This is a genomic window from Micromonospora taraxaci, from assembly GCF_007830095.1.
GTDB lineage: Bacteria > Actinomycetota > Actinomycetes > Mycobacteriales > Micromonosporaceae > Micromonospora > Micromonospora taraxaci.
The window spans coordinates 2,323,556-2,349,288 of record NZ_VIWZ01000001.1 but is presented as its reverse complement, the minus strand read 5'-3'; the positions used below and the strand labels follow the sequence as shown (position 1 = coordinate 2,349,288).

General features: G+C 70.3%; 26 protein-coding genes. 8 read left to right on the top strand and 18 right to left on the bottom strand.

The features are described 5' to 3' along the window. Window positions 1-160 precede the first annotated feature (160 nt). The gene (ypfJ, locus tag FHU34_RS11100) at window positions 161-1,078 is read left to right on the top strand and encodes a KPN_02809 family neutral zinc metallopeptidase (RefSeq protein WP_145779874.1); all 918 of its coding nucleotides are present in this window, start codon (window positions 161-163) and stop codon (window positions 1,076-1,078) included. 984 nt (window positions 1,079-2,062) lie between these two features. Here ypfJ and FHU34_RS11095 read toward each other — a convergent pair. The 13 genes from FHU34_RS11095 to FHU34_RS11035 form a co-directional block, all read right to left on the bottom strand. Beyond that, window positions 2,063-2,428, bottom strand: a complete 366-nt coding sequence (locus tag FHU34_RS11095) for a YybH family protein (RefSeq protein ID WP_167524796.1) — start codon at window positions 2,426-2,428, stop codon at window positions 2,063-2,065. Between the two features lie 2 nt (window positions 2,429-2,430). Then, entirely contained in the window at window positions 2,431-2,742 is a 312-nt protein-coding gene (locus tag FHU34_RS11090) for a muconolactone Delta-isomerase family protein (RefSeq protein ID WP_145779872.1), read from the bottom strand. Window positions 2,743-2,814: 72 nt separating this feature from the next. Then, window positions 2,815-3,468, bottom strand: a complete 654-nt coding sequence (locus FHU34_RS11085; protein ID WP_145779871.1) for an acVLRF1 family peptidyl-tRNA hydrolase — start codon at window positions 3,466-3,468, stop codon at window positions 2,815-2,817. Between the two features lie 37 nt (window positions 3,469-3,505). Next, complete coding sequence (locus FHU34_RS11080; RefSeq protein ID WP_145779870.1) at window positions 3,506-4,138, bottom strand: LysE family transporter; 633 nt, start codon at window positions 4,136-4,138, stop codon at window positions 3,506-3,508. Window positions 4,139-4,515: 377 nt separating this feature from the next. After that, window positions 4,516-5,124, bottom strand: a complete 609-nt coding sequence (locus FHU34_RS11075; protein WP_208744963.1) for a TIGR03086 family metal-binding protein — start codon at window positions 5,122-5,124, stop codon at window positions 4,516-4,518. A 202-nt stretch (window positions 5,125-5,326) separates the two neighbouring features. Next, window positions 5,327-5,791 carry a metal-sulfur cluster assembly factor gene (locus FHU34_RS11070; protein WP_145779869.1) on the bottom strand — a complete coding sequence of 155 codons (465 nt, stop codon included), beginning with the start codon at window positions 5,789-5,791 and terminating at the stop codon, window positions 5,327-5,329. A 64-nt stretch (window positions 5,792-5,855) separates the two neighbouring features. Continuing rightward, on the bottom strand, window positions 5,856-6,329 hold the full coding sequence (gene sufU / locus FHU34_RS11065; RefSeq protein WP_145779868.1) for a Fe-S cluster assembly sulfur transfer protein SufU: 474 nt from the start codon (window positions 6,327-6,329) through the stop codon (window positions 5,856-5,858). Beyond that, on the bottom strand, window positions 6,329-7,633 hold the full coding sequence (locus FHU34_RS11060; RefSeq protein WP_145779867.1) for a cysteine desulfurase: 1,305 nt from the start codon (window positions 7,631-7,633) through the stop codon (window positions 6,329-6,331). Before FHU34_RS11060 ends, sufU begins: the two co-directional genes overlap by 1 nt. Before the next feature lie 20 nt (window positions 7,634-7,653). Then, window positions 7,654-8,427 carry a Fe-S cluster assembly ATPase SufC gene (gene sufC / locus FHU34_RS11055; protein WP_007462702.1) on the bottom strand — a complete coding sequence of 258 codons (774 nt, stop codon included), beginning with the start codon at window positions 8,425-8,427 and terminating at the stop codon, window positions 7,654-7,656. Continuing rightward, window positions 8,427-8,753 (bottom strand): non-heme iron oxygenase ferredoxin subunit, encoded by a 327-nt coding sequence (locus FHU34_RS11050; protein WP_145779866.1) that lies wholly within the window; start codon window positions 8,751-8,753, stop codon window positions 8,427-8,429. The genes sufC and FHU34_RS11050 overlap by 1 nt, the downstream gene beginning before the upstream one ends. Then, window positions 8,753-9,898, bottom strand: coding sequence for a Fe-S cluster assembly protein SufD (gene sufD, locus FHU34_RS11045; RefSeq protein WP_145779865.1), 1,146 nt, complete (start codon window positions 9,896-9,898; stop codon window positions 8,753-8,755). Before sufD ends, FHU34_RS11050 begins: the two co-directional genes overlap by 1 nt. 97 nt (window positions 9,899-9,995) lie before the next feature. Beyond that, a complete protein-coding gene (gene sufB / locus FHU34_RS11040; RefSeq protein ID WP_145779864.1) occupies window positions 9,996-11,426 on the bottom strand; it encodes a Fe-S cluster assembly protein SufB in 1,431 nt (476 codons plus the stop codon). After that, window positions 11,423-12,223 carry a helix-turn-helix transcriptional regulator gene (locus tag FHU34_RS11035; protein WP_425280523.1) on the bottom strand — a complete coding sequence of 267 codons (801 nt, stop codon included), beginning with the start codon at window positions 12,221-12,223 and terminating at the stop codon, window positions 11,423-11,425. Before FHU34_RS11035 ends, sufB begins: the two co-directional genes overlap by 4 nt. 98 nt (window positions 12,224-12,321) lie before the next feature. On the opposite strand from FHU34_RS11035, the gene FHU34_RS11030 reads away from it, so the two are divergent. Next, window positions 12,322-13,287 carry a COX15/CtaA family protein gene (locus tag FHU34_RS11030; protein ID WP_145779863.1) on the top strand — a complete coding sequence of 322 codons (966 nt, stop codon included), beginning with the start codon at window positions 12,322-12,324 and terminating at the stop codon, window positions 13,285-13,287. A gap of 279 nt (window positions 13,288-13,566) precedes the next feature. Here the strand turns inward: FHU34_RS11030 and FHU34_RS11025 are convergent, their stop codons facing one another. The 3 genes from FHU34_RS11025 to FHU34_RS11015 all read right to left on the bottom strand — a co-directional run bounded on the left by FHU34_RS11025 (window position 13,567) and on the right by FHU34_RS11015 (window position 16,089). Further along, window positions 13,567-14,487: an ATP-grasp domain-containing protein gene (locus FHU34_RS11025; protein ID WP_145779862.1), complete on the bottom strand. Its 921-nt coding sequence runs from the start codon at window positions 14,485-14,487 to the stop codon at window positions 13,567-13,569. Window positions 14,488-14,501: 14 nt separating this feature from the next. After that, a complete protein-coding gene (locus FHU34_RS11020) occupies window positions 14,502-14,837 on the bottom strand; it encodes a hypothetical protein (protein WP_088988554.1) in 336 nt (111 codons plus the stop codon). A gap of 298 nt (window positions 14,838-15,135) precedes the next feature. Continuing rightward, the gene (locus FHU34_RS11015) at window positions 15,136-16,089 is read right to left on the bottom strand and encodes a heme o synthase (RefSeq protein ID WP_145779861.1); all 954 of its coding nucleotides are present in this window, start codon (window positions 16,087-16,089) and stop codon (window positions 15,136-15,138) included. A gap of 266 nt (window positions 16,090-16,355) precedes the next feature. On the opposite strand from FHU34_RS11015, the gene tkt reads away from it, so the two are divergent. The 6 genes from tkt (at window position 16,356) to pgl (ending at window position 24,858) form a co-directional block, all read left to right on the top strand. Then, on the top strand, window positions 16,356-18,494 hold the full coding sequence (gene tkt / locus FHU34_RS11010; protein WP_145779860.1) for a transketolase: 2,139 nt from the start codon (window positions 16,356-16,358) through the stop codon (window positions 18,492-18,494). Window positions 18,495-18,509: 15 nt separating this feature from the next. Continuing rightward, window positions 18,510-19,685, top strand: a complete 1,176-nt coding sequence (gene tal, locus FHU34_RS11005; protein ID WP_145779859.1) for a transaldolase — start codon at window positions 18,510-18,512, stop codon at window positions 19,683-19,685. Further along, window positions 19,682-21,331: a glucose-6-phosphate isomerase gene (locus FHU34_RS11000; protein WP_145779858.1), complete on the top strand. Its 1,650-nt coding sequence runs from the start codon at window positions 19,682-19,684 to the stop codon at window positions 21,329-21,331. Before tal ends, FHU34_RS11000 begins: the two co-directional genes overlap by 4 nt. 99 nt (window positions 21,332-21,430) lie before the next feature. Beyond that, window positions 21,431-22,945 carry a glucose-6-phosphate dehydrogenase gene (zwf, locus tag FHU34_RS10995; RefSeq protein WP_145779857.1) on the top strand — a complete coding sequence of 505 codons (1,515 nt, stop codon included), beginning with the start codon at window positions 21,431-21,433 and terminating at the stop codon, window positions 22,943-22,945. Next, window positions 22,942-23,958, top strand: coding sequence for a glucose-6-phosphate dehydrogenase assembly protein OpcA (locus FHU34_RS10990; protein WP_145779856.1), 1,017 nt, complete (start codon window positions 22,942-22,944; stop codon window positions 23,956-23,958). The genes zwf and FHU34_RS10990 overlap by 4 nt, the downstream gene beginning before the upstream one ends. A gap of 129 nt (window positions 23,959-24,087) precedes the next feature. Beyond that, window positions 24,088-24,858, top strand: a complete 771-nt coding sequence (pgl, locus tag FHU34_RS10985) for a 6-phosphogluconolactonase (protein ID WP_145779855.1) — start codon at window positions 24,088-24,090, stop codon at window positions 24,856-24,858. Window positions 24,859-24,895: 37 nt separating this feature from the next. Here pgl and FHU34_RS10980 read toward each other — a convergent pair whose 3' ends face one another. Next, a complete protein-coding gene (locus FHU34_RS10980) occupies window positions 24,896-25,237 on the bottom strand; it encodes an RNA polymerase-binding protein RbpA (protein WP_145779854.1) in 342 nt (113 codons plus the stop codon). Between the two features lie 140 nt (window positions 25,238-25,377). Continuing rightward, on the bottom strand, window positions 25,378-25,638 hold the full coding sequence (gene secG / locus FHU34_RS10975; protein WP_145779853.1) for a preprotein translocase subunit SecG: 261 nt from the start codon (window positions 25,636-25,638) through the stop codon (window positions 25,378-25,380). Window positions 25,639-25,733: the final 95 nt, after the last annotated feature.

The window sequence follows — 25,733 nt, the reverse complement described above, 5'->3', positions numbered from 1 at the left end:
CAGCACCCGACAAGTGTACCGGGCGCTCACGAACGGCCCGCTGGGATTACCGATCAAGATCATCGGGTACCGGAACGCCTGTCCGGACCCCGTCCGGCACTCGATGGACGAAACGACACACAACAGACACTCTCACCGGCATACGGCGATCGGGGTCACCATGGAACTCAACGAGCAGGCCGAGCTCGACACCTCCCAGGCCAAAGACCTGGGTCGCGGCGGCGGGGGCGGCGGCGGCATCGGCATCCCCATCCCGGGAGGTGGCGGTCGGGGCGGCATCATCGGCATCGTGGTGGCTGTGCTCATCGCCCTGCTCGGCGGCGGCTTCGGCCTCAACGCGATGACCAACGGCGACGAGGGCGGTCAGGCCGGCGACGACCTGGACCAGGTGTGCTCCACCGCGAACCCGGACCGCCTCCAGGACGAGCGCTGCCGCAACCTGCTCTACGTCAACAGCATCCAGGGGTACTGGCAGAAGGCATACCCGGAGCTGGGCAATGGCAAGTACGAGCCCACCATCACCAACTTCTTCCAGGAGGCCGTGAACACCGGCTGCGGGCAGGCCGACTCGGGTGTCGGCCCGTTCTACTGTCCCGCCGACCAGAAGGTGTACATCGACCTGAGCTTCTACGACGAGCTGGCCACCCGATTCGGGGCCAAGGGCGAGTTCGCCCAGCCGTACGTGCTGGCCCACGAGTACGGCCACCACGTCCAGAACCTGCTCGGCACCAACGCGAAGGCCGGCCAGGGCGACCAGAGCGGCCCCAAGTCCGCCTCCGTGCGGCTGGAGTTGCAGGCCGACTGCTACGCGGGCGCCTGGGCCAAGCACGCCAGCGAGAGCAAGGACAGAACCGGCGAGAAGCCCCTGTTCAAGTCGATCACCGAGGCCGACGTCAGTCAGGCCATCGACGCCGCCGAGGCGATCGGTGACGACAGCATTCAGGAGCGCTCCGGCGGACGAGTCAACCCCGACCAGTTCACCCACGGCACGTCCGAGCAGCGCAAGCGCTGGTTCAGCCAGGGCTACGATCAGGGCGACCCGAAGACCTGCGACACCTTCGGCACCGACCAGCTCTGACATTCGACAAGCGACGTGGCAGGCCCCGCGGGGCCTGCCACGTCCATGTTTACCGTCAGTCGGGTCAAGGCCCGGCAGCGTTTCGGGTGCAGACGTCGGGACGGGGAGGCTTCGTCAACGGCACTGCACCTGACGACAGACACGCTGATCGAGAGCAATGGGCCATAGGACTGTCAATTACTCTCGACCATCAATTTCTGCGTCAGTTCTCCGAATTACGCCGCTGCGACACTGCCAGTGCACCCACTCGGCATACGAGTACCAGTGCGGTAGGTGAGCCAATTATGATGCCGGACGTTCTTCTTCTGGCTCTCGCACCAGTAATAGGTGTACGGGTGCACAACATCCCAGCAGTATGAATAGCACGTGCCGGAGGTGCAATCGTTGACCTGACTGAAGTCCAGGTCGGCGCAAGGGTTGATCTCGAACATGGGAACCATGTCAGACGAACCCTGAGCTGCGGTAACACATTCTGCTGCGGGCTTGGCGGTTCGCTCCTGGGCAACCGAGGCCGCCGCCGGCGAGGCAGCGGTCAAGGACAAACCCATCAGGAGAATTGCGACCGAGAAAAGCCTGTTCATTGCCTTTAACACGTGTCCTCCAGGTAAAATCCGAGGTCATCACACGCTGCGATGACCCATGACATCCTGGAACGACCGACGTCGCTCGCGCCACGGCCCCCCGTGCACAAATCGCCGTAGTCGACCAGCGCGGCACCCGGACCGAGAAATCCCGTTACCGGAATTCGCTCTCTTGGTGCCGCGCTGTTTATACAACGCTTGTCTCCAGGGCCTGTCAACCCCGCCCGCTGATACCTATGGCTCTGATGGCGGTGAATGCGCTGCCCGGCAAGCCTGAGGCGGAGCCGACGACTGAAGCCGATTCCGTGCCAAAACCCGAGGTCATGCTTGCCGCCCGGCAAGCATGACCTTGCTTCAGGCAACCAACGCCGTTGATTCCAGATATTTGGGGAACGGGGTGCCCTCAGTCGCGCCGCGACACCTGGTAGTGCCCGATCAACCAGACGTCCCCGACCCGCCGCGTCAGCACGCCGAGGTACACCGTTAGCGCCGGTCGGTCGGTGAAGCCGAACTCGACCTCCAGGTAGCCCAGGACCACGTCGTCGGCGAGCCGGCGGACCTCCCGGATGTCGTACGCGGCGGTCAGGCCGAGCGGCTGGGCGGCGTAGTACGCGGCGACCCCGGCCCGGCCGACGGTGTACGGACGCAGCCCCTGGAAGATCGCGTCCTCGGTGAAGGACGACGCGACGCGCTCCGGCTCGTGGGCGTCGACCGCCGACGCCCACCGGTCGAGGACGGTCCGCAGGATCTCCACCTCGCTGCTGGCCACGATCACCGCCCCGGCTGCCGGGGCGGCTGACCCGGGTCGTTCGGGTGCGGCGTCAACGGCGTGACGGTCTCCCGCCGCCAGGCCCGCAACGGCATCGACGCGAGAACCGCCTCCAACTCGTCCGCGTCGGCGGCCTCGAACAGCCCCCAGGTACGCCACTCCCCCGGCGCCAGCGGCGGTCGCCACAGCCGCAGGAGGCTGCCCTGCACCGTCAGCTCGGCCGAACGCGCCGCCTCCCGCCCACGCATCGCGGCGACCTCGTCCTCCGACGTGCCCTCCGGCACCGTCGTCACCATGTCCACCAGAAACTCCACGCGCCCATCCTCCGTCCGGTGGCACGGCGGCAGGCCGGGAACCCCGTTTTGCGTGGCGGTCGTCTCCCGCCCTCAGCCGGGTTCCGGGTCGCGCAGCCGGATGTGCACCGCCCGCGCCGCGGTCACCGCCGCGACGAGCACCGCGTGCCGTGGCTCCGGCACGTCGAGCAGCCGCTCCGCGCGCAGCGGCACGAGCGGGGCCAACCGCCGGTCGGCCAGCACAGTGTCCACCGCCCGCCGGTCCCCGCCGCCGACCACCGCGGTCAGCCTCGTCACCTCCGGCAACAGCAGCCGTACGGCCAGGTCGGCAGCGTCACCCATGGCGGCCTTGGCCTGGTTGTCGCGCCGCCGGGCGAACCGCTGCTGCGACCATCCCCCCGCGGCGGTGCGCCCCTGCACGTAGCGGGTGTCCACCTTGGAGGCAACCAGGTCGACGCCATCGGCCACGCCGACAGCCACCGCGCCCTTGCGGGCCAGCAGCAGGCCGATCCGGCGGGACGCGACAGCGGCGGCCACGAACCCGGCGACGTCGTCGCCGGCCGGAGCGCCGGGTGGGGCGTACAGCTCGGCGGTGGCCCCGTCGTCGGCGGTGAGCAGCAGCCCGTACTCCCGCACTGTGGTGGTGTGCGGGCCGTGCCGGTCGGCGAAGCCCTCGACCCAGCGGCCGACGCGGGCCGGGTCGACCTCCACCCAGCGGCCACCTCCGGCTGCGGGTCGACTGGTCATCGCCCGACCGTACGGCACGGCCGGGTGGGCGGGCCGCTCAGCCCGGCAGCAGCGCGACCACCGCCAGAGCCGCGATCAGCGCGCTGGAGACCAGACCGGTGACCAGCCGCCCACGCGGACTGCTCAACGCCCGACCGACCACGGTGCCGCCGCCGGCGATGAGCAGCTGCCAACTCGCCGACGCGAGGAACACGCCCGCCACGAAGAGCACCGCCGCGCCCGCGCCCGCGCTGGCGGTGTCCCGACGACCGAGCACCAGCGCGGTGAAGTACAGCACCGTCGCCGGGTTGAGCAGGGTCAGCCCGAGCAACGCCGCGTAGGCCCGTCCCGGAGTGCTCAGACCCCCGCCGACAGGTGCCGTCGGCGTCTGCCGTGACCGGTGCGCGGACCAGGTCCGCCACAGGCCGTGCGCGGCCAGGCCCAGCAGGACGACGGCCGCGACCACCCGAAGCGGCCCGGCCACCGGCGCGACGAACCCGGCCAGGCTTGCGCCACCGAGAGCGGCGACCGCCGCGTAGAGCCCGTCGGCCGTCGCCACCGCGAGCGCCGCCGCGGCACCGACCCGGAACGAGGTACGGGCGCTGAGCCCCAGGATGAGGATCGCGATCGCGCCGACCGGGATGGCGACGCCGTAGCCGGCCACCAGACCGGCGAGGAACGCCCCGCTCACGGCCGTCGGTGGCGGGTCGAGGCTCGCCCCCGGACCGGCCGCTGTCGACGCACGGCAGTCGCCGCACGGACAGGGACCTGCATCGGGTACGCCTCAATCACACGCGCATCCTGCGCGCCAAAGCCCCGCCCCCGCCACCGCTTTTCGCCGCGCCCCGCCCCCGCGGCCAAGATCGTCACAACATCGGGGATGTTGCTGCCTCCGAGGCGCAGGAGACACCAACATCCCCGATGTTGTGTGGATCTTGGGGACGACGACCTGGCGCGGACGGCCGCAAGCCCGCCCAGCCCGCTTGAACCAGGATGTAGTGGCCTCGGCGGCTCGCCGAGGCCACTACATCAATGATCGAGCACGATCATCCGCGTCGTCGGGCTCTGTCAGCGCTTGCCGGCCGACCACTGGGGGTCGCGGCCGAGGTAGGCGAGCAGGGCGCTGACCTCGTCGGCTTCCGGGCTGGTGGTGATCGCCGGGGCGTACGCGCCGTAGTTCCGGAGCGGCTCGACGATCTGCCGAGCGACCGCCAGCAGGGGGCGGGCCAAGTCGTCGCCGAGCGGGGACGGCTGGCCGGTGGCCGCCGCGATGTCCCAGGCGTGCACCGCCGCGTCGAGGGCGCACGCGACGGCACCGACGTGGGCCGGCAGCTTGCCCTGGGGCAGCGGCGTGGGCACCTGCGGGTTGTCGTCGGCGACATTCGCCCAGGCACGGGCGGAGGCGTCGAGGGCGGCGCGCAGGTCGACCAGCTTGTCACCCTCGATCCGGCCGGAGGGAGCGAACGGGTCCTCCGTCGGCCCGGGCCCGCCGACGATCGCCGACGCGAAGGCAAGCTGGTCACCTGTCGCATGCTGGAGCACCTGGGTGACCGTCCACCGCTCGCACGGGGTGGGCCGGTCCCAGGCATCGGCCGGGACCCCCTCGACGGCCGTCCGGAGCGCCGTGTGCGCCTCGTCGAGCACGATCCGCCACTGCGCCGCTGCCATCTCGCTCATCGTCCTGGCCCCTCCGCCGATCCGGCCAGACGGGCGGCAATCCCGCCCGTCTGTGGAGCGGAATGTTCCGCTCCGCTTGCTGAGTTCAGCCTATCAGACCGGAACGATCCGTTCCACACCTGGAGCGGGCGGGATTCGGAAAGCGTCGAGCGCGGCACCCCGGACGGGGTACCGCGCTCGACGAAGGTCGTACGGAGTCGGGTCAGACGTTGAAGCCGAGGGAACGGAGCTGGTCCCGACCCTCATCGGTGATCTTGTCCGGACCCCACGGCGGCAGCCACACCCAGTTGATCCGGATGTCGTTGACCAGACCGCCCCCAGGGCCGGTGGTCAGTGCCTGCCGAGCCTGGTCCTCGATCACGTCGGTCAACGGGCAGGCCGCCGAGGTGAGCGTCATGTCCAGGGTGGCGACGTTCTCGTCATCGACGTGCACGCCGTACACCAGACCCAGGTCGACCACGTTGATGCCCAACTCCGGGTCGACGACGTCCTTCATCGCCTCCTCGATGTCGGCGATCATGGCCTTGCTGACACCGCCCGCCGGGGTGCTGGCGTCGCCGGCCTCCGGCGTCGCGGTGCCGTCGGCCGTTCCGGCGTCGGTCTGCGGCGCCGCGATGGCGTCACCGGCCTCCGGCGTCGCTGCGGTTGCCGTGTTCTCGCTGCTCATGCCATCACTCCGCTTCGCTCTGTGCCGCCACGGGGCAGCACTGCGCTGCACCAATTATTCTCGCTCATGCCGTCACCTCCGGGTTGACGCCGACGCCGGCACGTGCCGCGGCGTCCTTGAACGCCATCCACGGCAGCAGCGCGCACTTGACCCGGGCGGGATAGCGGGCCACGCCCGCGAAGGCCACGCCGTCACCGAGCACGTCCTCGTCCGGCGTGATCTGGCCACGTCCGGACATCAACTCCACGAACGCCTCGTGCACCTCGAATGCTTCCCCGGCGCCCCGACCGCGCAGCAACTCGTGCAGCACGCTCGCGGAGGCCTGGCTGATCGAGCAGCCCATGCCGTCGTACGAGATGTCGTGCAGAACCGTGCCGTCGGTCGCCACCCGGACGGTGACCTCGTCACCGCAGGTGGGGTTGACGTGGTGCGCCTCCGCGACCCGGTCGCCGGAGTCCTCGGCGTCACGCAGTCCACGCCCGTGCGGGCGCTTGTAGTGATCCAGGATGATCTCCTGGTAGAGCTGGTCGAGCTGCATCAGTCGAACACCTTCTTCACCTGCTCCAGACCGGCCACCAGAGCGTCGATCTCCTCCGTGGTGGTGTAGAGGTAGAACGAGGCCCGGGTCATGGCCGGGACGCCGAACCGGCTGCACACCGGCTTGGCACAGTGGTGACCCACCCGCACCTGCACGCCGAGCGAGTCGAGCACCTGACCCACGTCGTGCGGGTGCACGTCGCCGAGCGCGAACGAGATGGTGCCGCCCCGGCCCACCGGCACGGTCGGGCCGAAGATCCGCAGGTCCGGCACCGAGGCGAAGGCGTCCAGCGCGTACGCCGTCAGCTCCTTCTCGTGCCACTGGATGGCCCGCATCCCGACGCCGGTCAGGTAGTCCACGGCCGCGCCGAGCGCGACCGCCTCGGCGATCGGCGGGGTGCCCGCCTCGAACCGGGCCGGCGGCGCGGCGAACGTCGAGCGGGCCATGGTGACCGTCTCGATCATCGAGCCGCCACCCATCACCGGCGGCATGGCCGCCAACAGCTCGGCCCGGCCCCAGAGCACGCCGATGCCGGTCGGGCCGCACATCTTGTGACCGGTGAACACGATGTAGTCGGCGTCCAGGTCGACCACGTCGATGGGCAGGTGCGGCACCGACTGCGAACAGTCCAGCAGCAGCAGCGCGCCCACCTCACGGACCCGGGCGGTGATCCGCGACGTGGCGTTGATCGTGCCGAGGATGTTGGACGTGTGCACCAGCGAGACGATCTTCGTCCGCTCGGTGACCAGGTCCTCCAGGCCCGACTCGTCCAGCCGGCCCTGGTCGGTGACGGGGAACCAGCGCAGGGTCGCGCCGGTCCGCTCGCAGAGCAGCTGCCACGGCACGATGTTCGAGTGGTGCTCCATCTCGGAGATCACCACCTCGTCGCCGGGGCCGAGCCGGAACCGGCTGTCGGCGTCCGGGCGCAGCGAGGCATTGGAGAAGGCGTACGCCACGATGTTGATCGCCTCGGTGGAGTTCTTGGTGAACACCACCTCGTCGACGCTCGGCGCGTTGATGAACGCGGCGACCTTCGCCCGCGCCCCCTCGTACGCCTCGGTGGCCTCGGTGCCCAACGTGTGCACCGAGCGCGAGACGTTGGCGTTGTGCCGCGCGTAGTGCTCGTCGAGCACGTCGAGCACCTGGCGCGGTTTGTGGGAGGTGTTGGCGCTGTCGAGGTAGACCAGCGGGTGCCCGTTGATCTCCCGATCGAGGATTGGGAAGTCGGCGCGCACCCGGGCCACGTCGAAACGCGGCACGTCGTCGTACTGCGGCATCCCCTCGGGGATCGCGATGCTGGTCATCTCGGCAGCGCCTCTCCCGCTCAGGCCTTGGCCGTGCCGGCCCCGGCGGCGTACCGCTCGTAGCCCTCGGCCTCGAGCTTGTCGGCCAGCTCCGGGCCGCCCTGCTCGACGATCCGGCCGGCAACGAAGACGTGCACGAAGTCCGGCTTGATGTAGCGCAGGATCCGCGTGTAGTGGGTGATCAGCAGCACGCCGGTGTCGCCGGTGTCGCGGACCCGGTTGACGCCCTCGCTGACCACGCGCAGCGCGTCCACGTCGAGGCCCGAGTCGGTCTCGTCGAGGATCGCGATCTTCGGCTTGAGCAGCTCCAGCTGGACGATCTCGTGCCGCTTCTTCTCACCACCGGAGAAGCCCTCGTTGACGTTGCGCTGGGCGAACGCCGGGTCCATCTGCAGGCGCTCCATCGCGCCGCGCAGCTCGCCGCCCCAGGTGCGCAGCTTCGGCGCCTCGCCGTCGATGGCGGTCTTCGCGGTCCGCAGGAAGTTCGCCACCGAGACGCCCGGCACCTCGACCGGGTACTGCATGGCCAGGAAGAGGCCGGCGCGGGCACGCTCGTCGACGGTCATCGCGAGAACGTCCTCGCCGTCGAGGGTCACCGTGCCGCCGGTGATCTCGTACTTGGGGTGACCGGCGATCGAGTACGCCAGGGTGGACTTGCCGGAGCCGTTCGGCCCCATGATCGCGTGGGTCTCGCCTGACTTCACGGTCAGGTCGACGCCGGCCAGGATCGGCTTGAGCTCACCCTCGGGCAGCTTGACCGACACCTTCAGGTCGCGGATCTCCAGGGTGCTCATTATCGGGTCACTCCATTACTCGGCGTCAGGCTGAGGTAGATGTCGCCGTCGCGGACTTCGACGGGGTAGACGGGGACGGGTTCGGTGGCGGGCAGCCCGCTCGGCTCGCCGGTGCGCAGGTCGAAGCGCGAGCCGTGCAGCCAGCACTCCAGCGTGCAACCGTCGACCTCTCCCTCGGAGAGGGCGACAGCGGCGTGCGAGCACTCGTCGTACGCCGCGTAGAAGTTGCCGTCCTCGCCGTGCACCAGGGCGATCGGAGTGCCGTCGACATCCGCGCTGATCGCGGTGCCCTTCGGCACGTCCTCGGTGGAGCAGATCCGGATCATCAGGCGCCGGCCTTGGTCAGCCGGGCCTCGATCGCGTCACCGAGACGCTCGCGCAGCGACTCCACCGGGATCTTGTTGATCAGCTCCGCGAAGAAGCCGCGGACCACCAGACGACGGGCCTCACCCTCCGGGATCCCCCGGGCCATCAGGTAGAACAACTGCTCGTCGTCGAAGCGGCCGGTCGCGCTGGCGTGGCCGGCGCCGGCGATCTCGCCGGTCTCAATCTCGAGATTGGGTACGGAGTCCGCCCGCGCGCCGTCGGTCAGCAGCAGGTTCCGGTTGATCTCGTACGTGTCGGTGCCGGTCGCCTCGGCCTGGATCAGCACGTCGCCCACCCAGACGGTGTGCGCGTCCGCGCCCTGCAGGGCGCCCCGGTAGCCGACGTAGCTGCGGCAGTCCGGAACGTTGTGGTCGACCAACTGCCGGTGCTCCAGGTGCTGGCCGGAGTCGGCGAAGTAGACGCCGTACAACTCGGCCTCGCCACCGCGCCCGGTGTATTCCACGCTGGTGAACTGCCGGATCAGGTCGCCACCCAGGGAGACCTGGATGTGGACGACCTTGGCGTCCCGACCCAGCTTGATCTTCAGGTGCTGGGCCTGGACCGCGTCGTCGGCCCAGTCGGCGACCGTGACCAACGTCAGCTTCGCGCCGTCGGCCACAGCGACCTCGACGTTGTCGGCCAGGGTGGCCGACCCGACGTGCTCCAGCACCAGTGTCGCCTCGGCGAACCGGCCCACCTCGACGAAGGTGTGCCCGAACGCCGGCTGCTCGATACCCTCGCCGACCACCCGCAGCCGCACCGCCTCGCCGAGCACCACGTCGGGGGCCACCCGCAGCAGCAGGGCGTCGGCGGCGGCACCGTAGGCCAGCGCGCTGACCCGGTCCACCGGGGTCAGCACGCTCCCGACCCGCGCGTCGTCGCGGCCGACCCGGGTGATGGCCACGCCCTCGGGCAGGTCGCCGTACTCGTGCCGGACTGCGCCGGTCGCGGCCGGCACCTCACCGGTCAGTCCACGGAGACGCTTGAGTGGGGTGAAACGCCATTCCTCCTCCAGGCCGGTGAGGGCCGGGAAGTCGGTGACGTCGTACGAGCGCAGCGCCTGCGACTTGGTGCTGGGCGGAGGCGCGGAAGCCTGGGTAGTCATCTCTTCCTTGGTCTGTCATGAATCGGAGGGTCGAAGCGGGCTGGACCGGACCCGGCCTACCGGGTCCGGGTCCGGCCATGGCCGGGCGGAGGCGGCGTCAGCCGACCGCGCCCTCCATCTGAAGCTCGATCAGGCGGTTGAGCTCCAGCGCGTACTCCATCGGGAGCTCCTTGGCGATCGGCTCGATGAAGCCACGCACGATCATGGCCATCGCCTCGTCCTCGCTCAGGCCCCGGCTCATCAGGTAGAAGAGCTGGTCGTCGCTGATCTTGGAGACGGTCGCCTCGTGCCCCATCGACACGTCGTCCTCGCGGATGTCGACGTACGGGTAGGTGTCCGAGCGGGAGATCGTGTCGACCAGCAGCGCGTCGCACTTGACAGTGCTCCGGCTGTGGTGCGAACCCTCCAACACCTGGACCAGGCCGCGGTACGAGGTGCGGCCGCCGCCCCGGGCGATCGACTTCGACACGATGGTGCTGCTCGTGTGGGGCGCCGCGTGCACCATCTTGGCGCCGGCGTCCTGGTGCTGACCCTCGCCGGCCATCGCCACCGAGAGCACCTCACCCTTGGCGTGCTCGCCGGTCATGTAGACCGCCGGGTACTTCATCGTCACCTTGGAGCCGATGTTGCCGTCGACCCACTCCATGGTCGCGCCCTCGTGGCAGACGGCGCGCTTGGTGACCAGGTTGTAGACGTTGTTCGACCAGTTCTGGATGGTCGTGTACCGGCAGCGCGCGTTCTTCTTGACGATGATCTCCACGACCGCGCTGTGCAGCGAGTCGGAGGAGTAGAGCGGGGCGGTGCAGCCCTCGACGTAGTGCACGTACGCACCCTCGTCGACGATGATCAGCGTCCGCTCGAACTGGCCCATGTTCTCGGTGTTGATCCGGAAGTAGGCCTGCAGCGGGATCTCCACGTGCACGCCCTTCGGCACGTAGATGAACGAGCCACCGGACCACACGGAGGTGTTCAGCGCGGCGAACTTGTTGTCGCCGACCGGGATCACCGTGCCGAAGTACTCCTTGAAGACGTCCTCGTGCTCGCGCAGCGCCGTGTCGGTGTCCAGGAAGAGCACGCCCTGCTCCTCAAGGTCCTCACGGATCTTGTGGTAGACGACCTCGGACTCGTACTGCGCCGCGACACCGGCGACCAACCGCTGCTTCTCCGCCTCCGGGATGCCCAGCCGGTCGTACGTGTTCTTGATGTCCTCCGGCAGGTCCTCCCAGCTGGTGGCCTGCTTCTCGGTGGACCGCACGAAGTACTTGATGTTGTCGAAGTCGATCCCGGTGAGGTCCGCGCCCCAGGCCGGCATCGGCTTGCGGCCGAACAGCCGCAGGCCCTTCAGGCGCAGGTCGAGCATCCACTCCGGCTCGTTCTTCTTGGCCGAGATGTCCCGCACCACCGCCTCGTTGATGCCGCGCTGGGCAGTTGCCCCGGCGGCGTCCGGGTCGGACCAGCCGTACTCGTACCGACCCAGGGCGGCGAGCTGCTCTTCCTGGGTCAGGGGCTGGACGATCTGCTCGGTCATTTATCTGTCCTCACAGTGGTGACGGGATTACCGGATTGAACACGGCCCGGCTGGGTGGGAATGTGCGTGGTGCACACCCCGTCGCCGTGCGCGATGGTGGCCAGGCGCTGCACGTGGGTGCCGACCAGACGGGAGATCACCGCGGTCTCGGCCTCGCACAGCTGGGGAAACTCGGCGGCCACGTGCGCCACCGGGCAGTGGTGCTGGCAGAGCTGACCGCCGGAGGCGATCGTGGTCGCGTTGGCAGCGTAACCCTCGGCGGTGAGCGCCGCGGCGAGTGCCTCGGCGCGGGCGAGAGGATCGTCGCCGGCGTCCTCCATGGCCGCTCGGCAGCGGGACTCAAGAGCGGAAACCTGCTCGGTGGCGAACGCCTCGACCGCGTCCGAACCCCCGCTGCGGGCGATCCAACGCAACGCCGCGGTGGCCATGTTGTCGTAGTGGTGTGTGCCACAGCGGACCCGGGCGGCCTCGGTCAACAGGAACACCTTGGCCGGACGCCCCCGGCCACGGCTGCCCTGCACGGTCTGCTCACGGGCGTACACGTCACCGTCGGCGAGCATCGCGTCCAGGTGTCGGCGGATCGCCGCCGGGCTGAGCCCGAGGGCCACACCGAGCTGCGCGGCAGTGGTTGCCCCCCGCTCCAGCAGCAACTGAGTGACCCGGTCGCGGGTGGAGATCTCGGCCGCTGCCGGACCGGCGAGGCCGGCCGACGTGGTCACGACGGGCGCGGACGCGGGCGCACCGACGGCCGGACCGGCCGTCGGCTGCTGCTCGGAGAGCGCCGCCGCGTTTTTCACAACGCCAACGTTACGTAATTACGCGGAGGGTCGCAAACCCGGGCCCCGGTGATCCGAACCACCGCGTCGCCGGAGTCGGACGAACCTCGATCACTACGGTGCGTAGGATTTGCGCCGTGAACCGAATCGCCCGTCCGGTCTCCGGCACCCTGCTGCGCCGCCTCGCGCTCACCTCGATCATCGCGAACGTGGGGATCGTCGTCACCGGCGGGGCCGTCCGGTTGACCGCCTCGGGCCTCGGCTGCCCCACCTGGCCCCGGTGCACCGACGATTCCTACGTCACCACGCCCGAGATGGGCGTGTACGGGGTGATCGAGTTCGGCAACCGCATGCTGACCTTCGCGGTGGGCCTCATCGCGCTGGCCACCCTGCTGGCCGTGCTGGCGCACCGACCCCGCCGCCGCGGGCTCCTCCCACTGGCCGTCGCGGTCTTCCTGGGCATTCCCGCCCAGGCCGTGATCGGTGGGATCACCGTGCTCACCAACCTCAACCCGTGGGTGGTCGGGCTGCACTTCCTGGCCTCGATGGCGGTGATCGCCGCCGCGTACGCCCTCTGGCGGCGCATCGGCGACCCCGACGGCCCGACCCTGCCCACCGTGCCCACGCCACTGCGCACGCTGGCCCGGGTCACCACCGGCGTCAGCGTCGCGGTGCTGGTCATCGGCACCTGGGTCACCGGCAGCGGCCCGCACGCCGGCGACCACGGCGCAGCCCGCAACGGGCTCGACCCGGAGTCGATCTCACAGGTGCACGCGGACGCCGTCTTCCTGCTGATCGGCCTCTCGGTGGCGCTGATCTTCGCCTTCCGCGCCGTCGGCGCGCAGCGCGCCACCCGTGCCGCGATCGTCCTGGTCGCCGTGGAGCTGGGTCAGGGAGTGATCGGCTTCGTGCAGTACTTCACCCACGTGCCAGCCCTCCTGGTCGGGGCGCACATGCTCGGCTCCTGCCTGGTGCTGCTGGCGACCCTGTCCGTGCAGTGGTCCACCCGGGAACGTCGGCCGGTCACCCCGGCGCCCCAGGCCGCCCCGACCGACGCCGCCACTCCGGTCCCCGTCACCGCCTGACAAAGCCCCGCGCCCCAGATCCTCACAACATCAGGGATGTTGCTGCCTCCGGCACGCGGGAGGCAGCAACATCACCGTTCTTGCGCGGATCTTGACGACGAACACCGCCGCCGGGTGCCAGGAAGCGGGTTCTGCACGCCCGCAGCCGTCAAGGTCACGCTCGATCCAGGATGTAGTGGCCTCGACGACGCCCCGACGCCACTACATCAATGATCGAGCACGATCTTGGAGTGGAGTCCAGCGTCCGGCAGCGTCCGGGAAGAGCTGCAGCAGGGTGGGTCAGCCGCGGCGGGCCAGGTGGGTGGTGATCGCGTCGGCGAGCCGTTCGGGGGCGCCGTCGGCGTACCCGATGAAGAGTGACGGCTCGGTCAGCTCCAACTCGACGAGGACCGGCTGACCGTCCGGGCCGGGGATGAGATCGACCCGGGCGTAGAGGAGCTGCCGGGTGCCGCCGGGGACCGTGGCGAGGGTCTTCTCGGCCACCGCGAGCTGTTCGGGTCGGGCGGTACGGGAGGTGATCTCCTCGGCCTTGTAGAGCCCGTCGGGGCCGAGGTCCGGGCCGGTCAGCATGGGGCCCTTGCGGATCGCGTGGCTGAACGCCAGGCCGTCCGGGCCGGCCAGGAAGAGCAGCGCTGTCTCGCCCTCGGTGTCGACGGCGCGCAGGTACGGCTGGACCATGGTCACCCGGCCGGCGTCGGAGAGCCGGCGGGCGTGCGCGGCGGCGAGGTCCCGGTGCTCCGGGTCGGCCAGGTCGTACCGGCCGGTGTCCTGGCTGCCGGCGCTGACCGAGGGCTTGAGCACGTACTCGCCGGTCTCGGCGGGCGGCTGCCAGCTCTCCCCCGGCTCGACCCACGTCGTCGGCACTGTCGGCACTCCGGCGGCGCTCAGCTCGGCGAGGTAGCGCTTGTCGGTGTTCCAGCGCACCATCTCGGCCGGGTTGACCAGCAGTGGGACCGTGGCCGCCCAGGCGACGAACTCGTCGCGGCGCAGCGCGTAGTCCCATGGTGAGCGGAGTACGACCAGGTCGTAGGAGGACCAGTCGACGTCGGGGTCGTCCCAGACCGCGGTCTCGACGGTGATGCCGCGGGCGGTGAGCGGGGCGAGGACCAGTCGGTCGTCCGGGTCGAGGTCGGCCAGGTCGGCACAGGTGACGAGAGCGACCCGGGGTTCCCCCCGGGTCGACTGGTGATGGATGGTCAATTCAGGTGTCTATCTCAGCGGGCCATCGTGCGCCGGGCCATCGACCGCCAGAGGTCGTTGCTCGGACGCATCTGGTCCATCAGTTCACGCTCCCAGGCGTTCTCGACGGCGACTCCCGCCTTGGCGCACGCCTCCCGTGCGGTGACGGTGTCGTCGGCGAACTGGTCGCCCCACTCACCGTCGGCACCGACCAGGACAATCCGCGCGCCACGCTTGCCGACGTACTCGATGACCGCCTTGGCGCCGCCGTGTCCAGCGGCGAACGCCTTGAGCCCTGCAACCAGGCCCTGGGGCGTCTGCTCGCCGGCGGTCTGCTCGGCCGTCAGCGTCGTATCGGAACCATCTGCCATGACGCGAAGCCTAAGCAGACTCGCACCCTCCCGTGCGAGAACCATGAACCTTTTGTGATGCCAATTACCTACAGGTTTACGGCTGGCCACAGACTTACTGTCCGTTTATATACCGACTTTTACGCCCAAAGAGCATCGACATTTGAGCATCCAACCACCGCAGGTTGAGCCCATCCGACTCATGCTGAAAGTTACTCTGATGTGACGTTAAACCCGGACAACTCATCTACGGCCATGATTAATCAGGTGATCACCGGCGTCGATCGCCGGTCGGCCATGTCGCCACGCGGCGATCGGGTCAGATCAGCGCGTCGAGCGCGACGGCCACGAAGACGATCGTCAGGTACGTCGTGGACCAGTGGAACAGCCGCATCGGCTTGACCGCCTCGCCGCGCGTCGCGCGCCGGCACAGCTTGTGCGCCTCGACCACGAAGATGGCACCCACCACCAGGGTCGGCACCCCGTAGATCGCGCTGAGCCCCAGCGGCCAGACAGCCAGGGACGTGAGCACGGTCAGCCACGCGAAGATCAGGATCTCGGCGTTCACCCGTCGGGTCGACGCCACCACCGGCAGCATCGGGATTCCGGCGCGCGCGTAGTCGTCCTTGTACTTCATGGCGAGGGGGTAGAAGTGCGGCATCTGCCAGAAGAAGACCACCGCGAAGAGCCCCCAGGCGGCAGGCGCCAGCGAGCCGGTCACGGCCGCCCACCCGATCAGGACCGGGGCGGCCCCGCACGCGCCACCCCAGAAGGTGTTCGTCGGGGTCGACCGCTTGAGCCACAGGGTGTAGACGAGGTCGTAGTAGGCGATCGCCGCGAGGGTCAACCCGGCAGCCAGCAGGTTGGTGAACGCCGCCATCAGGGCGACCGACACCGCCGCCAGCACCAGACCGAAGATCAGCGCGCTACGCGGCGACACCGTGTGCGCCGGGAGCGGCCGACGCTTGGTGCGCCGCATCAACTGGTCGATGTCCCGGTCGATGTAGCAGTTGAGCACGCTGGCCGCGCCGGCGGCGAGCGAGCCACCGATCAGCACGATGGCCATCAGCCACAGCGACGGGAGACCGCCCTCGGCGAGCATCATCGCCGGGATGGTGGTGACCAGCAGCAACTCGACGATCCGCGGCTTGGTCAGCGCCACGTACGCCGACAGCACCCCGCGCACGTCCCGCCGGGCCACCGTGCCCTCGGCCGCCCGTGCCGGGTGCTGCCCGGCCGGGTTGCTCGCGGGGCGCTCGGTGATCATGCTCACGGATTGCCACCTTCCGGCATCGGCACGGGGAGATTCGGAAATGTCGGGCCCGCTCGGGTCCGCACACCGACCCACACACTACGCGTCGTCGTTTTGGCTGCCCGGCCGACCCGACAACGGTGCGGGCCGTCACACCACCGGGTTCAACCGCGCATCTGGATCGTCACGTAGCGCACACCATGCGCAGATCCCCGGGCGCACGTTTAGGCACGCTCGATAAGGTCATCGGTGAGGGTTCCGCCCATCTGCCGAGGAGCACAACCATCGTGGCTGCCAAACGACCCGCGCACTCCGCACTGAACTGGTCCGACCTCGATCGCCGGGCCGTAGACACCGTCCGCGTACTGGCCATGGATGCCGTAGAGAAATCCGGCAACGGCCACCCGGGCACCGCGATGAGCCTCGCGCCCGCGGCGTACCTCCTCTTCAACCGCGTCATGCGGCACAACCCGGCCGACCCGAACTGGCCCGGCCGGGACCGGTTCGTCCTCTCCGCCGGGCACTCCAGCCTGACGCTCTACATCCAGCTGTTCCTGTCCGGTTACCCGCTGAGCCTGGACGACCTGAAGTCGCTGCGGCAGTGGGGCTCGCAGACGCCGGGTCACCCGGAGCACGGGCACACGCCGGGCGTGGAGACCACCACCGGCCCGCTCGGGCAGGGCCTGGGCAACGCGGTCGGCATGGCCATGGCGGCCCGCCGCGAGCGCGGCCTGTTCGACCCCGAGGCCGAGCCGGGCGCGTCGGTCTTCGACCACGACATCTGGTGCATCGTGTCCGACGGTGACATCGAGGAGGGCATCAGCCACGAGGCGAGCGCCCTCGCCGGGCACCAGCAGCTGGGCAACCTCACGGTGATCTACGACGACAACGAGATCTCCATCGAGGACGACACCCGCATCGCCAAGAGCGAGGACGTGGCCGCCCGCTACGAGGCGTACGGCTGGCACGTGCAGACCGTCGACTGGCGCAACGGCGACGCCGACCAGGGCGACTACCACGAGGACGCCGAGGCGCTGTACGCGGCGCTGGTGGCCGCCAAGGCGGAGACCGGCCGCCCCTCCTTCATCGCGCTGCGCACCATCATCGGCTTCCCCGCGCCCAACAAGCAGAACACCGGCAAGATCCACGGCTCGGCGCTCGGCGCCGACGAGGTGAAGGCCACCAAGCGGATCCTCGGTTTCGACCCGGAGCAGACCTTCCAGGTCGACGAGGAGGTGCTCACCCACGCCCGCACGGTGATGGGTCGCGGCTCCGACGCCGAGCAGGAATGGACCGGCGCGTTCGACGCCTGGAAGAAGGCCAACCCGGAGCGCACCGCACTCTACGAGCGGATGGCCGGCCGGGTGCTCCCCGACGGCTGGGCCGACGCGCTGCCGGTCTTCCCCGCCGACGCCAAGGGCGTGGCCACCCGGGCGGCCTCCGGCAAGGTCCTGGAGGCGCTCGCGCCGGTGCTCCCGGAGCTGTGGGGCGGCTCGGCCGACCTGGCCGAGAGCAACAACACCACAATGAAGGGCGAGCCGTCGTTCATCCCGGCCGCGCACGCCACCAAGGACTTCCCCGGCCACGAGTACGGCCGCACGCTGCACTTCGGCATCCGTGAGCACGCCATGGGCGCGATCCTCAACGGCATCGCCCTGCACGGCGGCACCCGCCCGTACGGCGGCACGTTCCTGGTGTTCAGCGACTACATGCGTCCGTCGGTGCGGCTGGCCGCGCTGATGAAGCTGCCGGTGACCTACGTGTGGACGCACGACTCGATCGGCCTCGGCGAGGACGGCCCGACCCACCAGCCGGTGGAGCACCTGACCGCGCTGCGCGCCATCCCGGGCCTGGACGTGGTCCGCCCGGCGGACGCCAACGAGACGGCCTGGGCCTGGCGGCAGGCGCTGGAGCACACCGACCGGCCCACCGCGCTGGCGTTGAGCCGTCAGCCGCTGCCGACCCTGGACCGCGACGTCCTCGGTGCCGTGGAGGGTGTGGCCAAGGGCGGCTACGTGCTGGCCGAGGCATCCAACGGCAAGCCTCAGGTGATCATCGTCGGCACCGGCTCCGAGGTGCAGCTCTGCCTGACCGCCCGGGAGCGGCTGGAGGCCGACGGCACCCCGACCCGGGTCGTCTCGATGCCCTGCCAGGAGTGGTTCTACGAGCAGGATGAGGCGTACCGGGAGTCGGTGCTCCCTCGCGGGGTAAAGGCACGGGTGAGCGTGGAGGCGGGCATCGCGATGTCCTGGCGCGGCGTCGTCGGTGACCTCGGCGAGAGCGTCAGCCTGGAGCACTACGGCGCGAGCGCCCCGCACACCGTGCTCTTCGAGCAGTTCGGGTTCACCCCCGACCGGATCGTGGCGGCAGCGCACGCCTCGCTGGCCCGGGTGGGCGACATCACCGGTTTCACGACCGGCAACTGAGGGAGCGTGGACGGCATGACCGACAAGCTGAATGAGCTGACCGCCGCGGGCGTGGCGGTCTGGCTCGACGACCTTTCCCGGGTACGACTGAACTCCGGCGGGCTGGACCAGCTCCGCCGCGAGAAGCACGTGGCCGGTGTCACCACCAACCCGACGATCTTCGCGAAGGCGCTCAGCGACGCCGACGAGTACAACTGGCAGCTGCGCGACCTCGCCACCCGTGGCGTGGACGTGGAAGAGGCCGTGCGCATGCTCACCACGTACGACGTGCGCTGGGCCTGCGACGTGATGCGCCCGTCGTACGACGGCAGCGACGGTGTCGACGGCCGGGTCTCGATCGAGGTGGACCCGCGCAGCGCGCACGACGCGGACAAGACGGTCGCCGAGGCCAAGGCGCTGTGGTGGCTGGTCGACCGGCCCAACCTCTTCATCAAGATCCCGGCCACCGAGGAAGGTTTGTCGGCGATCACCGACACCCTGGCCGAGGGCATCAGCGTCAACGTGACGCTGATCTTCGGTCTGGACCGCTACTCGGCGGTCATGGAGGCGTTCCTCGCCGGTCTGGAGCAGGCGAAGGCCAACGGCCACGACCTGTCGAAGATCGGCTCGGTCGCGTCGTTCTTCGTCTCCCGCGTCGACTCCGAGGTCGACAAGCGGCTGGAGAAGGTCGGGTCCGACCAGGCCAAGGCCCTGAAGGGCAAGGCCGCGGTCGCGAACGCGCAGCTGGCGTACGAGCGCTACACCGAGGTGTTTTCCTCGGACCGTTGGAAGGCGCTCGCCGCCGCCGGCGCGCATCCGCAGCGGCCGCTGTGGGCGTCCACCTCGACGAAGAACCCGGACTACCGGGACGTCATCTACGTCGAGGAGCTGATCGCCGCCGGCACTGTCAACACCATGCCGGAGTCGGTCATCCACGCGTACGCCGATCACGGCGAGACCCGCGGCGACACCGTCACCGGGTCCTACGACGCGGCCCGGAAGGTCTTCGCGGACCTGGAGTCGGTCGGGGTGGACATGGCCGACGTGATCGCCACCCTGGAGCGCGAGGGCGTGGAGAAGTTCGAGGTCAGCTGGCAGGAGCTGCTCGACGGGGTCCGCAAGTCGCTGGAGGCGGCGGCGAAGGGCAAGGGTGCCCCGAACAAGGCGGCCAAGGGCAACGCGAAGGCCGCCGAGCAGGCTGGTGGGGCATGAGCGACCTGTTGAGTGGGCCGGTGGAGGCAGCAGCCGGGCTCGCCGTGTACGGCGCGGACGCGGTCGACAAGGCCGCGCCCGCCTCGACCCGGGACGCGCTGGTGAAGGCCGGCGTCCCGGGCAAGCTGGCCGGCAAGGACGCCAGCCTGTGGGGTCCGGACGCCGAGGCCGAGGCGAAGATCCGGTTGGGCTGGGTGGACACCCACCGGCGCAGCCGGGAGCTGCTGGCGCAGTTGGCCGAGCTGAAGGCGGAGCTGGCCGACCTTGATCACGTGGTGCTCGCCGGCATGGGCGGCTCGTCGCTCGCGCCTGAGGTGATCACCCGGACGCTGGGCCGCCCGCTGACGGTGCTGGACACCACCGACCCGGGTCAGGTGCGGGCGGCGCTCGGTGACCGGCTGGAACGCACCGTCGTGGTGGTGGCGAGCAAGTCCGGGTCGACGGTGGAGACCGACAGCCACCGACGCGCCTACTGGCAGGCGTTCCTGGACGCCGGGATGACCGAGGCGGAGGCCGGCCGGCACTTCGTCATCGTCACCGACCCGGGTTCGCCGTTGGAGGCCACCGCCAACGAGATGGGCGCGTTCACGGTGCTCGCCGACCCGAACGTCGGGGGCCGGTACTCGGCGCTCACCGCGTTCGGTCTGGTGCCCTCGGCGCTGGCCGGGGTCGAGGTCGCGGAACTGCTCGACCAGGCCGACGCGCTGGCCGCGTCGCTCGGCGCCGACCAGAACAACCCGGCGCTCGCGCTGGGCGCCGCCCTGGGCGCGGCGGCGACGCTGGCCCGGGACAAGGTCGCTCTGCTCTCCGACGGCACCGGCATCGACGGGCTCGGCGACTGGGCCGAGCAGTTGATCGCCGAGTCGACCGGCAAGGCCGGGGTGGGCATCCTCCCGGTGGTCGTGGAGTCCCCGCAGAGCCCCGGTGCCACCGGCTCGGACGTGCTGACCGTCAGCTACGGCGGCGCGCTGGCCCCCGGTGACGTGCCGGGCGGCGGCGCCAACCCGGACGTGGCCGTCAACGGCCCGCTGGGCGCGCAGTTCCTGGCCTGGGAGTACGCGACCGCGGTGGCGGGTGTGGTGCTCGGCATCGACCCGTTCAACCAGCCGAACGTCACCGAGTCCAAGGAGAACACCAACAAGATCCTGGCCTCGGGGCTGCCGGCGGAGACGCCGTCGTTCACCGAGGGCGCGATCGAGGTGTACGCCCCGCAGGGCGCTCCCGGGGACCTGGCCGGCGTACTGCGCTGGCTGCTCGACGGGCTTGGCGACGACGGTTACCTCGCGGTGATGGCGTACCTCGACCGGTTCGCCGACGCCGACGCGGCCCGGCTGCGTTCGCTGCTGGCCCAGGCGGGTGGGCGCCCGGTCACCTTCGGGTGGGGGCCGCGGTTCCTGCACTCGACCGGCCAGTACCACAAGGGCGGTCCGCAGGTGGGCAGCTACCTCCAGGTGACCGGCGCGGTCGCCGAGGATCTGGAGGTGCCGGGCAAGCCGTACACCTTCGGTGAGTTGCAGGCGGCGCAGGCCGCCGGTGACCGGCAGGCCCTCGCCGGTCGGGAGCGGCCGGTGCTGCGGTTGCACCTGACCGACCGTGCCGCCGGTGTCGCCCAACTGCTCGACGCGGCCGGTCAGCTGCGGGCGTGACGATGAACGAGGTGACTGAAGCGGAAGCGAGGGGGCACCGTGAGCGCGAGGAGTGAGCCGGGTTTGCGAGCCCCGCAGTCGCGAACTGAGGATGGCTCGGTGAACCCGCTGCGCGACCCGCAGGACCGCCGGTTGCCCCGGATCCCGGAGCCCTGCGCTCTGGTGATCTTCGGGGTGACCGGCGACCTGGCCCGCAAGAAGCTGCTCCCTGCGGTCTACGACCTGGCCAACCGAGGGCTGCTGCCGCCCGGTTTCGTGGTGCTCGGCTTCGCGCGCCGCGACTGGGGAGACGGCGACTTCGAGACCCTCGCGTGTGAGGCGGCCCGCAAGCACGCGCGTACCCCGTGGCGGGACGAGGTGTGGGCACGCCTGGCCGGCAACATCAAGTTCGTTGGCGGGTCGTTCGACGACGACGCGGCCTTCGACACGCTGGCGTCGACGCTGGACGACCTGCGGCAGACCCACGGCATCACCGGCAACGCGGCCTTCTACTTCTCCATCCCGCCGGCCGCGTTCCCCGTCGTGCTCAAGCAGTTGGCCCGCACCGGGATGGCCGACAACGAGAAGTCCGGTGGTTGGCGTCGGGTCGTGGTGGAGAAGCCGTTCGGCAACGACCTGCCGTCGGCGAAGGCGCTCAACGACCTCGTCGACGACGTGTTCACCAGTCAGGACGTCTTCCGGATCGACCACTACCTGGGCAAGGAGACGGTCCAGAACATCCTCGCCCTGCGGTTCGCCAACAACCTGTTCGAGCCGCTGTGGAACTCCAAGTACGTCGACTCGGTGCAGATCACCATGGCCGAGGACGTCGGCATCGGCACCCGCGCCGGCTTTTACGACACCGTCGGCACCGCCCGCGACGTGCTCCAGAACCACCTGCTCCAACTGCTCGCCCTGGTGGCGATGGAGGAGCCGACCAGCTTCGACGCCGACGAGATCCGGGCCGAGAAGCTGAAGGTGCTCAAGGCGATCACCCTGCCCAAGGACGTCGCCCGGGACACCGTCCGGGGTCAGTACCTGCCCGGCTGGGTAGGTGGCGAACGCGCTGTCGGCTACCTGGAAGAGCAGGACGTCCCCACCGACTCCACAACAGAGACGTACGTGGCGGTGCGGCTGGGCATCCAGAACCGCCGCTGGGCCGAGGTGCCGTTCTACATCCGGGCCGGCAAGCGGCTGCCCCGGCGGGTCACCGAGGTCGCCATCATGTTCAAGAAGGCGCCGCACCTGCCGTTCAACGACGCCGACATGGAGTCGCTGGGCAACAACCAACTGGTCATCCGGGTGCAGCCGGACGAGGGCGTGGTGCTCAAGTTCGGCTCGAAGGTGCCGGGCACGACGATGGAGGTCCGCGACATCGCGATGGACTTCCAGTACGGCGAGGCGTTCACCGAGTCCAGCCCGGAGGCGTACGAACGTCTCGTCCTGGACGTGCTGATCGGCGACCGCACCCTGTTCCCGGACGCCGCCGAGGTCGAGCAGAGTTGGCAGGTGATCGACCCGTTGGAGCACGCCTGGGAGGGCACCACGCCCGAGCCGTACCGGGCCGGTGAGTGGGGGCCACGGGCCTCCGACGAGATGCTGGCCCGTGAGGGTCGCGCTTGGAGACGAGCATGATCGGGCTGTGGGACACCACCGGCAACGAGGTGGTCAAGGCACTCGCCGCCGAGCGGCGCAGCGCCGGCGGAGTGGCCAGCGGCATGGCGCTCACCCTCATCGTGGTCGTGGACGAGAAGCGGGTTCGGGAGGCGGAGGCGGCGGCAACGATCGCCGCCGCCGCCCACCCGTGCCGCCTGGTCGTCGTGGTCCGCTCCGACATCGAGCGGGAGCGCAACCGGCTCGACGCGGAGATCGTCGTCGGTGGGCGACTCGGCCCGTGCGAGGCGGTGGTCACCCGGATGTACGGTCGGCTGGCCCTGCACGCCGAGTCGGTCGTGATGCCGCTGCTCGTCCCCGACGTGCCGGTGGTCACCTGGTGGCACGGGGAGCCGCCGGCGGAGATCGCCACCGACTTCCTCGGGGTGGTCGCCGACCGGAGGATCACCGACTCGGCGCAGGCCGCCGATCCGGTGGAGGCGCTGCGGCAGCGGGCCCGGGACTACGCACCGGGCGACACCGACCTGGCCTGGACGCGAATCACCCCGTGGCGGACGCTTGTCGCCGGGGCGTTCGACACGACCAGCGAGCAGGTCACCGAGGCGACTGTCGTCGCGCCGGCCACCGACCCGACGGCCGCGCTGATGGTCGGTTGGCTGTCCAGCCGGCTGGGCATCACCCCGCGCCGGGTGGACACCAACGAGTTCCCCCGGATGCGTGAGGTGCAGTTGAGCTGCGCCAACGGCGACCAGCTCACGCTGACCCGCGAGGACAGCATGGCCGTGTTCCGGCGGACGGGCCAGGACGACAGGGCTCTGCCGCTGGTCCGCCGCCCGCTCGGTGACGAGTTGGCCGAGGAACTGCGCCGCCTGGACGCCGACCAGGTGTACGCGGAGGCGCTGGGTGCGACGGTGGGGCTGCGGGGGTTGGAGCAGCGTCCCGCGCAGCGGGTGCACGTCTGGAAGGATCCGGCTACCGCGCGGCGCGCCGAGGCCGGCGTCACCGCGCACTCCGGCACCAGCGGCGAGGGCTGATCCACCACCGGCACGACGTCGGGGCAGGGCCGGGTCACGACCGGGCCCTGCCCCGAAACCTCCGGGCGCATCCGCCCCGGCACGACGCGATTACGGCCGCTCAGCGGTCGAGAAACGAAGGCGCATCCCATGAGTGAGGCGAGTGTCGCCGTCCACGCCGACGCCGACCTGCTGGCGCAGGCCGTGGCCGCCCGGTTGCTGGTGAAGTTGCTCGACGCCCAGGCCGACCGGGGCGAGGCGTCGGTGGTGCTCACCGGCGGTCGGATCGCCGCAGCCGTCTACCGGGCGGTGGCGACGCTGCCGGCCCGCGACGCGGTGGACTGGTCCCGGGTCGACGTGTGGTGGGGCGACGAGCGGTTCCTGCCCGCCGGCGACCCGGACCGCAACGAGACCCAGGCCCGGGCCGCCCTGCTGGACGTGGTGCCGCTCGACCCGGCCCGGGTGCACCCGATGCCGGCGTCCGACGGCCCGGCCGGCAACGACCCCGAGGCGGCGGCAGCGGAGTACGCCGAGGAGTTGGCGCGCGCCGCCCGGCCCGGCCACGCCACGCTGCCGCACTTCGACGTGCTGATGCTGGGTGTCGGCGAGGACGGGCACGTGGCCTCGGTCTTCCCCGAACACCCGGTGCACTACGACACCCGGCCGTGCAGCGCGGTGCGGGGCAGCCCCAAGCCACCGTCGGTGCGGACCACGCTCACCCTGCCGACGATCAACACCGCGGACGAGGTCTGGCTGGTGGCCGGCGGCGCCGACAAGGCCCGTGCGGTGGGCATGGCGTTGGCCGGCGCCGGGCCGGTGCAGTTGCCGGCCGCCGGGGTGCACGGCGTGAGCCGTACCCGGTGGCTGCTGGACCGGGCCGCCGCAGCCGACGTACCCGCCCGCTTCCGCAGCCTCCGTTAGGCGCACAGCCGTACTCGCCGCGGCGGCGGAGCAGCCGTTACTCGCCGCGGCGTCGGCGGAGCGCGGCGAGCGCCTCGGCCAGCAGCGCCTCGCCCTCCTCGGCGGTGCGCCGCTCCTTCACGTACGCCAGGTGGCTCTTGTACGGTTCGGCGCGGACCCGGCCTGGAGGGTTCTGCGCGTCCTGGCCTGCGGGTAGGCCACAACGGGGGCAGTCCCACACCGCGGGCGGTTCGGCGTCCGCAGCGATCCGGATGTCGGTCTGGTGGTCGTTACGGCACCAGTAGGTGACGTCCTGTCGGGGGGCGGGTTGGTGCCGCTCGTCGGGGCGCATGGGTGCGGACCCGACGCGGGCGCCACGGATGACGTTGCCACTCGGCACGGCTGCTCGCTCCTGTCGTCGGAGGGGACCCGCCGCCGTCGAGGGGTGGGCGGCGGGCGACGCGGTGCAGCGGAGAAAAGCCTGCGCGCGGCCCGTCGAGTGACGGACCGCGCGCAGATTGTACGACTTGAAGCGCTCGCTCAGGAGATGCTGTTCATCTGCAGGCGGAGCCAGAGCCCGAGACCGACGATGGCGGCGAACCAGACAACGCTCACCAGAACGGTGTAGCGGTCGAGGTTCTTCTCCGCCACCGACGAGCCGGCGAGGCTGGAGCTGACGCCACCGCCGAACATGCTCGACAGACCGCCGCCCTTGCCGCGGTGCAGCAGGATCAGCAGGGTGAGCAGAATGCTCGTGATGACCAGCAACACGATCAACGTGTATGCGAACCAGATCGGCATGGCTGGGGTCAGTTCCTCTCGTAGCGATCCTCGCCCGGTCTGATCGGGCACGGCGGCACCGACCGGCGGACGGGCGGTGTCCAGGATACCGAGCG

Bases quoted from the DNA above. Each gene is read 5' to 3' on its own strand.
- FHU34_RS10990 (WP_145779856.1), top strand. From the start codon at position 22,942: ATGATCGGGCTGTGGGACACCACCGGCAACGAGGTGGTCAAGGCACTC.
- pgl (WP_145779855.1), top strand. From the start codon at position 24,088: ATGAGTGAGGCGAGTGTCGCCGTCCACGCCGACGCCGACCTGCTGGCG.
- sufU (WP_145779868.1), bottom strand. From the start codon at position 6,329: ATGCAGCTCGACCAGCTCTACCAGGAGATCATCCTGGATCACTACAAG.
- sufD (WP_145779865.1), bottom strand. From the start codon at position 9,898: ATGACTACCCAGGCTTCCGCGCCTCCGCCCAGCACCAAGTCGCAGGCG.
- FHU34_RS11050 (WP_145779866.1), bottom strand. From the start codon at position 8,753: ATGATCCGGATCTGCTCCACCGAGGACGTGCCGAAGGGCACCGCGATC.
- ypfJ (WP_145779874.1), top strand. From the start codon at position 161: ATGGAACTCAACGAGCAGGCCGAGCTCGACACCTCCCAGGCCAAAGAC.
- tal (WP_145779859.1), top strand. From the start codon at position 18,510: ATGACCGACAAGCTGAATGAGCTGACCGCCGCGGGCGTGGCGGTCTGG.
- FHU34_RS11070 (WP_145779869.1), bottom strand. From the start codon at position 5,791: ATGAGCAGCGAGAACACGGCAACCGCAGCGACGCCGGAGGCCGGTGAC.
- FHU34_RS11020 (WP_088988554.1), bottom strand. From the start codon at position 14,837: ATGGCAGATGGTTCCGATACGACGCTGACGGCCGAGCAGACCGCCGGC.
- FHU34_RS11060 (WP_145779867.1), bottom strand. From the start codon at position 7,633: ATGACCAGCATCGCGATCCCCGAGGGGATGCCGCAGTACGACGACGTG.
- FHU34_RS11000 (WP_145779858.1), top strand. From the start codon at position 19,682: ATGAGCGACCTGTTGAGTGGGCCGGTGGAGGCAGCAGCCGGGCTCGCC.
- FHU34_RS11075 (WP_208744963.1), bottom strand. From the start codon at position 5,124: ATGAGCGAGATGGCAGCGGCGCAGTGGCGGATCGTGCTCGACGAGGCG.
- FHU34_RS11085 (WP_145779871.1), bottom strand. From the start codon at position 3,468: ATGACCAGTCGACCCGCAGCCGGAGGTGGCCGCTGGGTGGAGGTCGAC.
- secG (WP_145779853.1), bottom strand. From the start codon at position 25,638: ATGCCGATCTGGTTCGCATACACGTTGATCGTGTTGCTGGTCATCACG.
- sufC (WP_007462702.1), bottom strand. From the start codon at position 8,427: ATGAGCACCCTGGAGATCCGCGACCTGAAGGTGTCGGTCAAGCTGCCC.
- sufB (WP_145779864.1), bottom strand. From the start codon at position 11,426: ATGACCGAGCAGATCGTCCAGCCCCTGACCCAGGAAGAGCAGCTCGCC.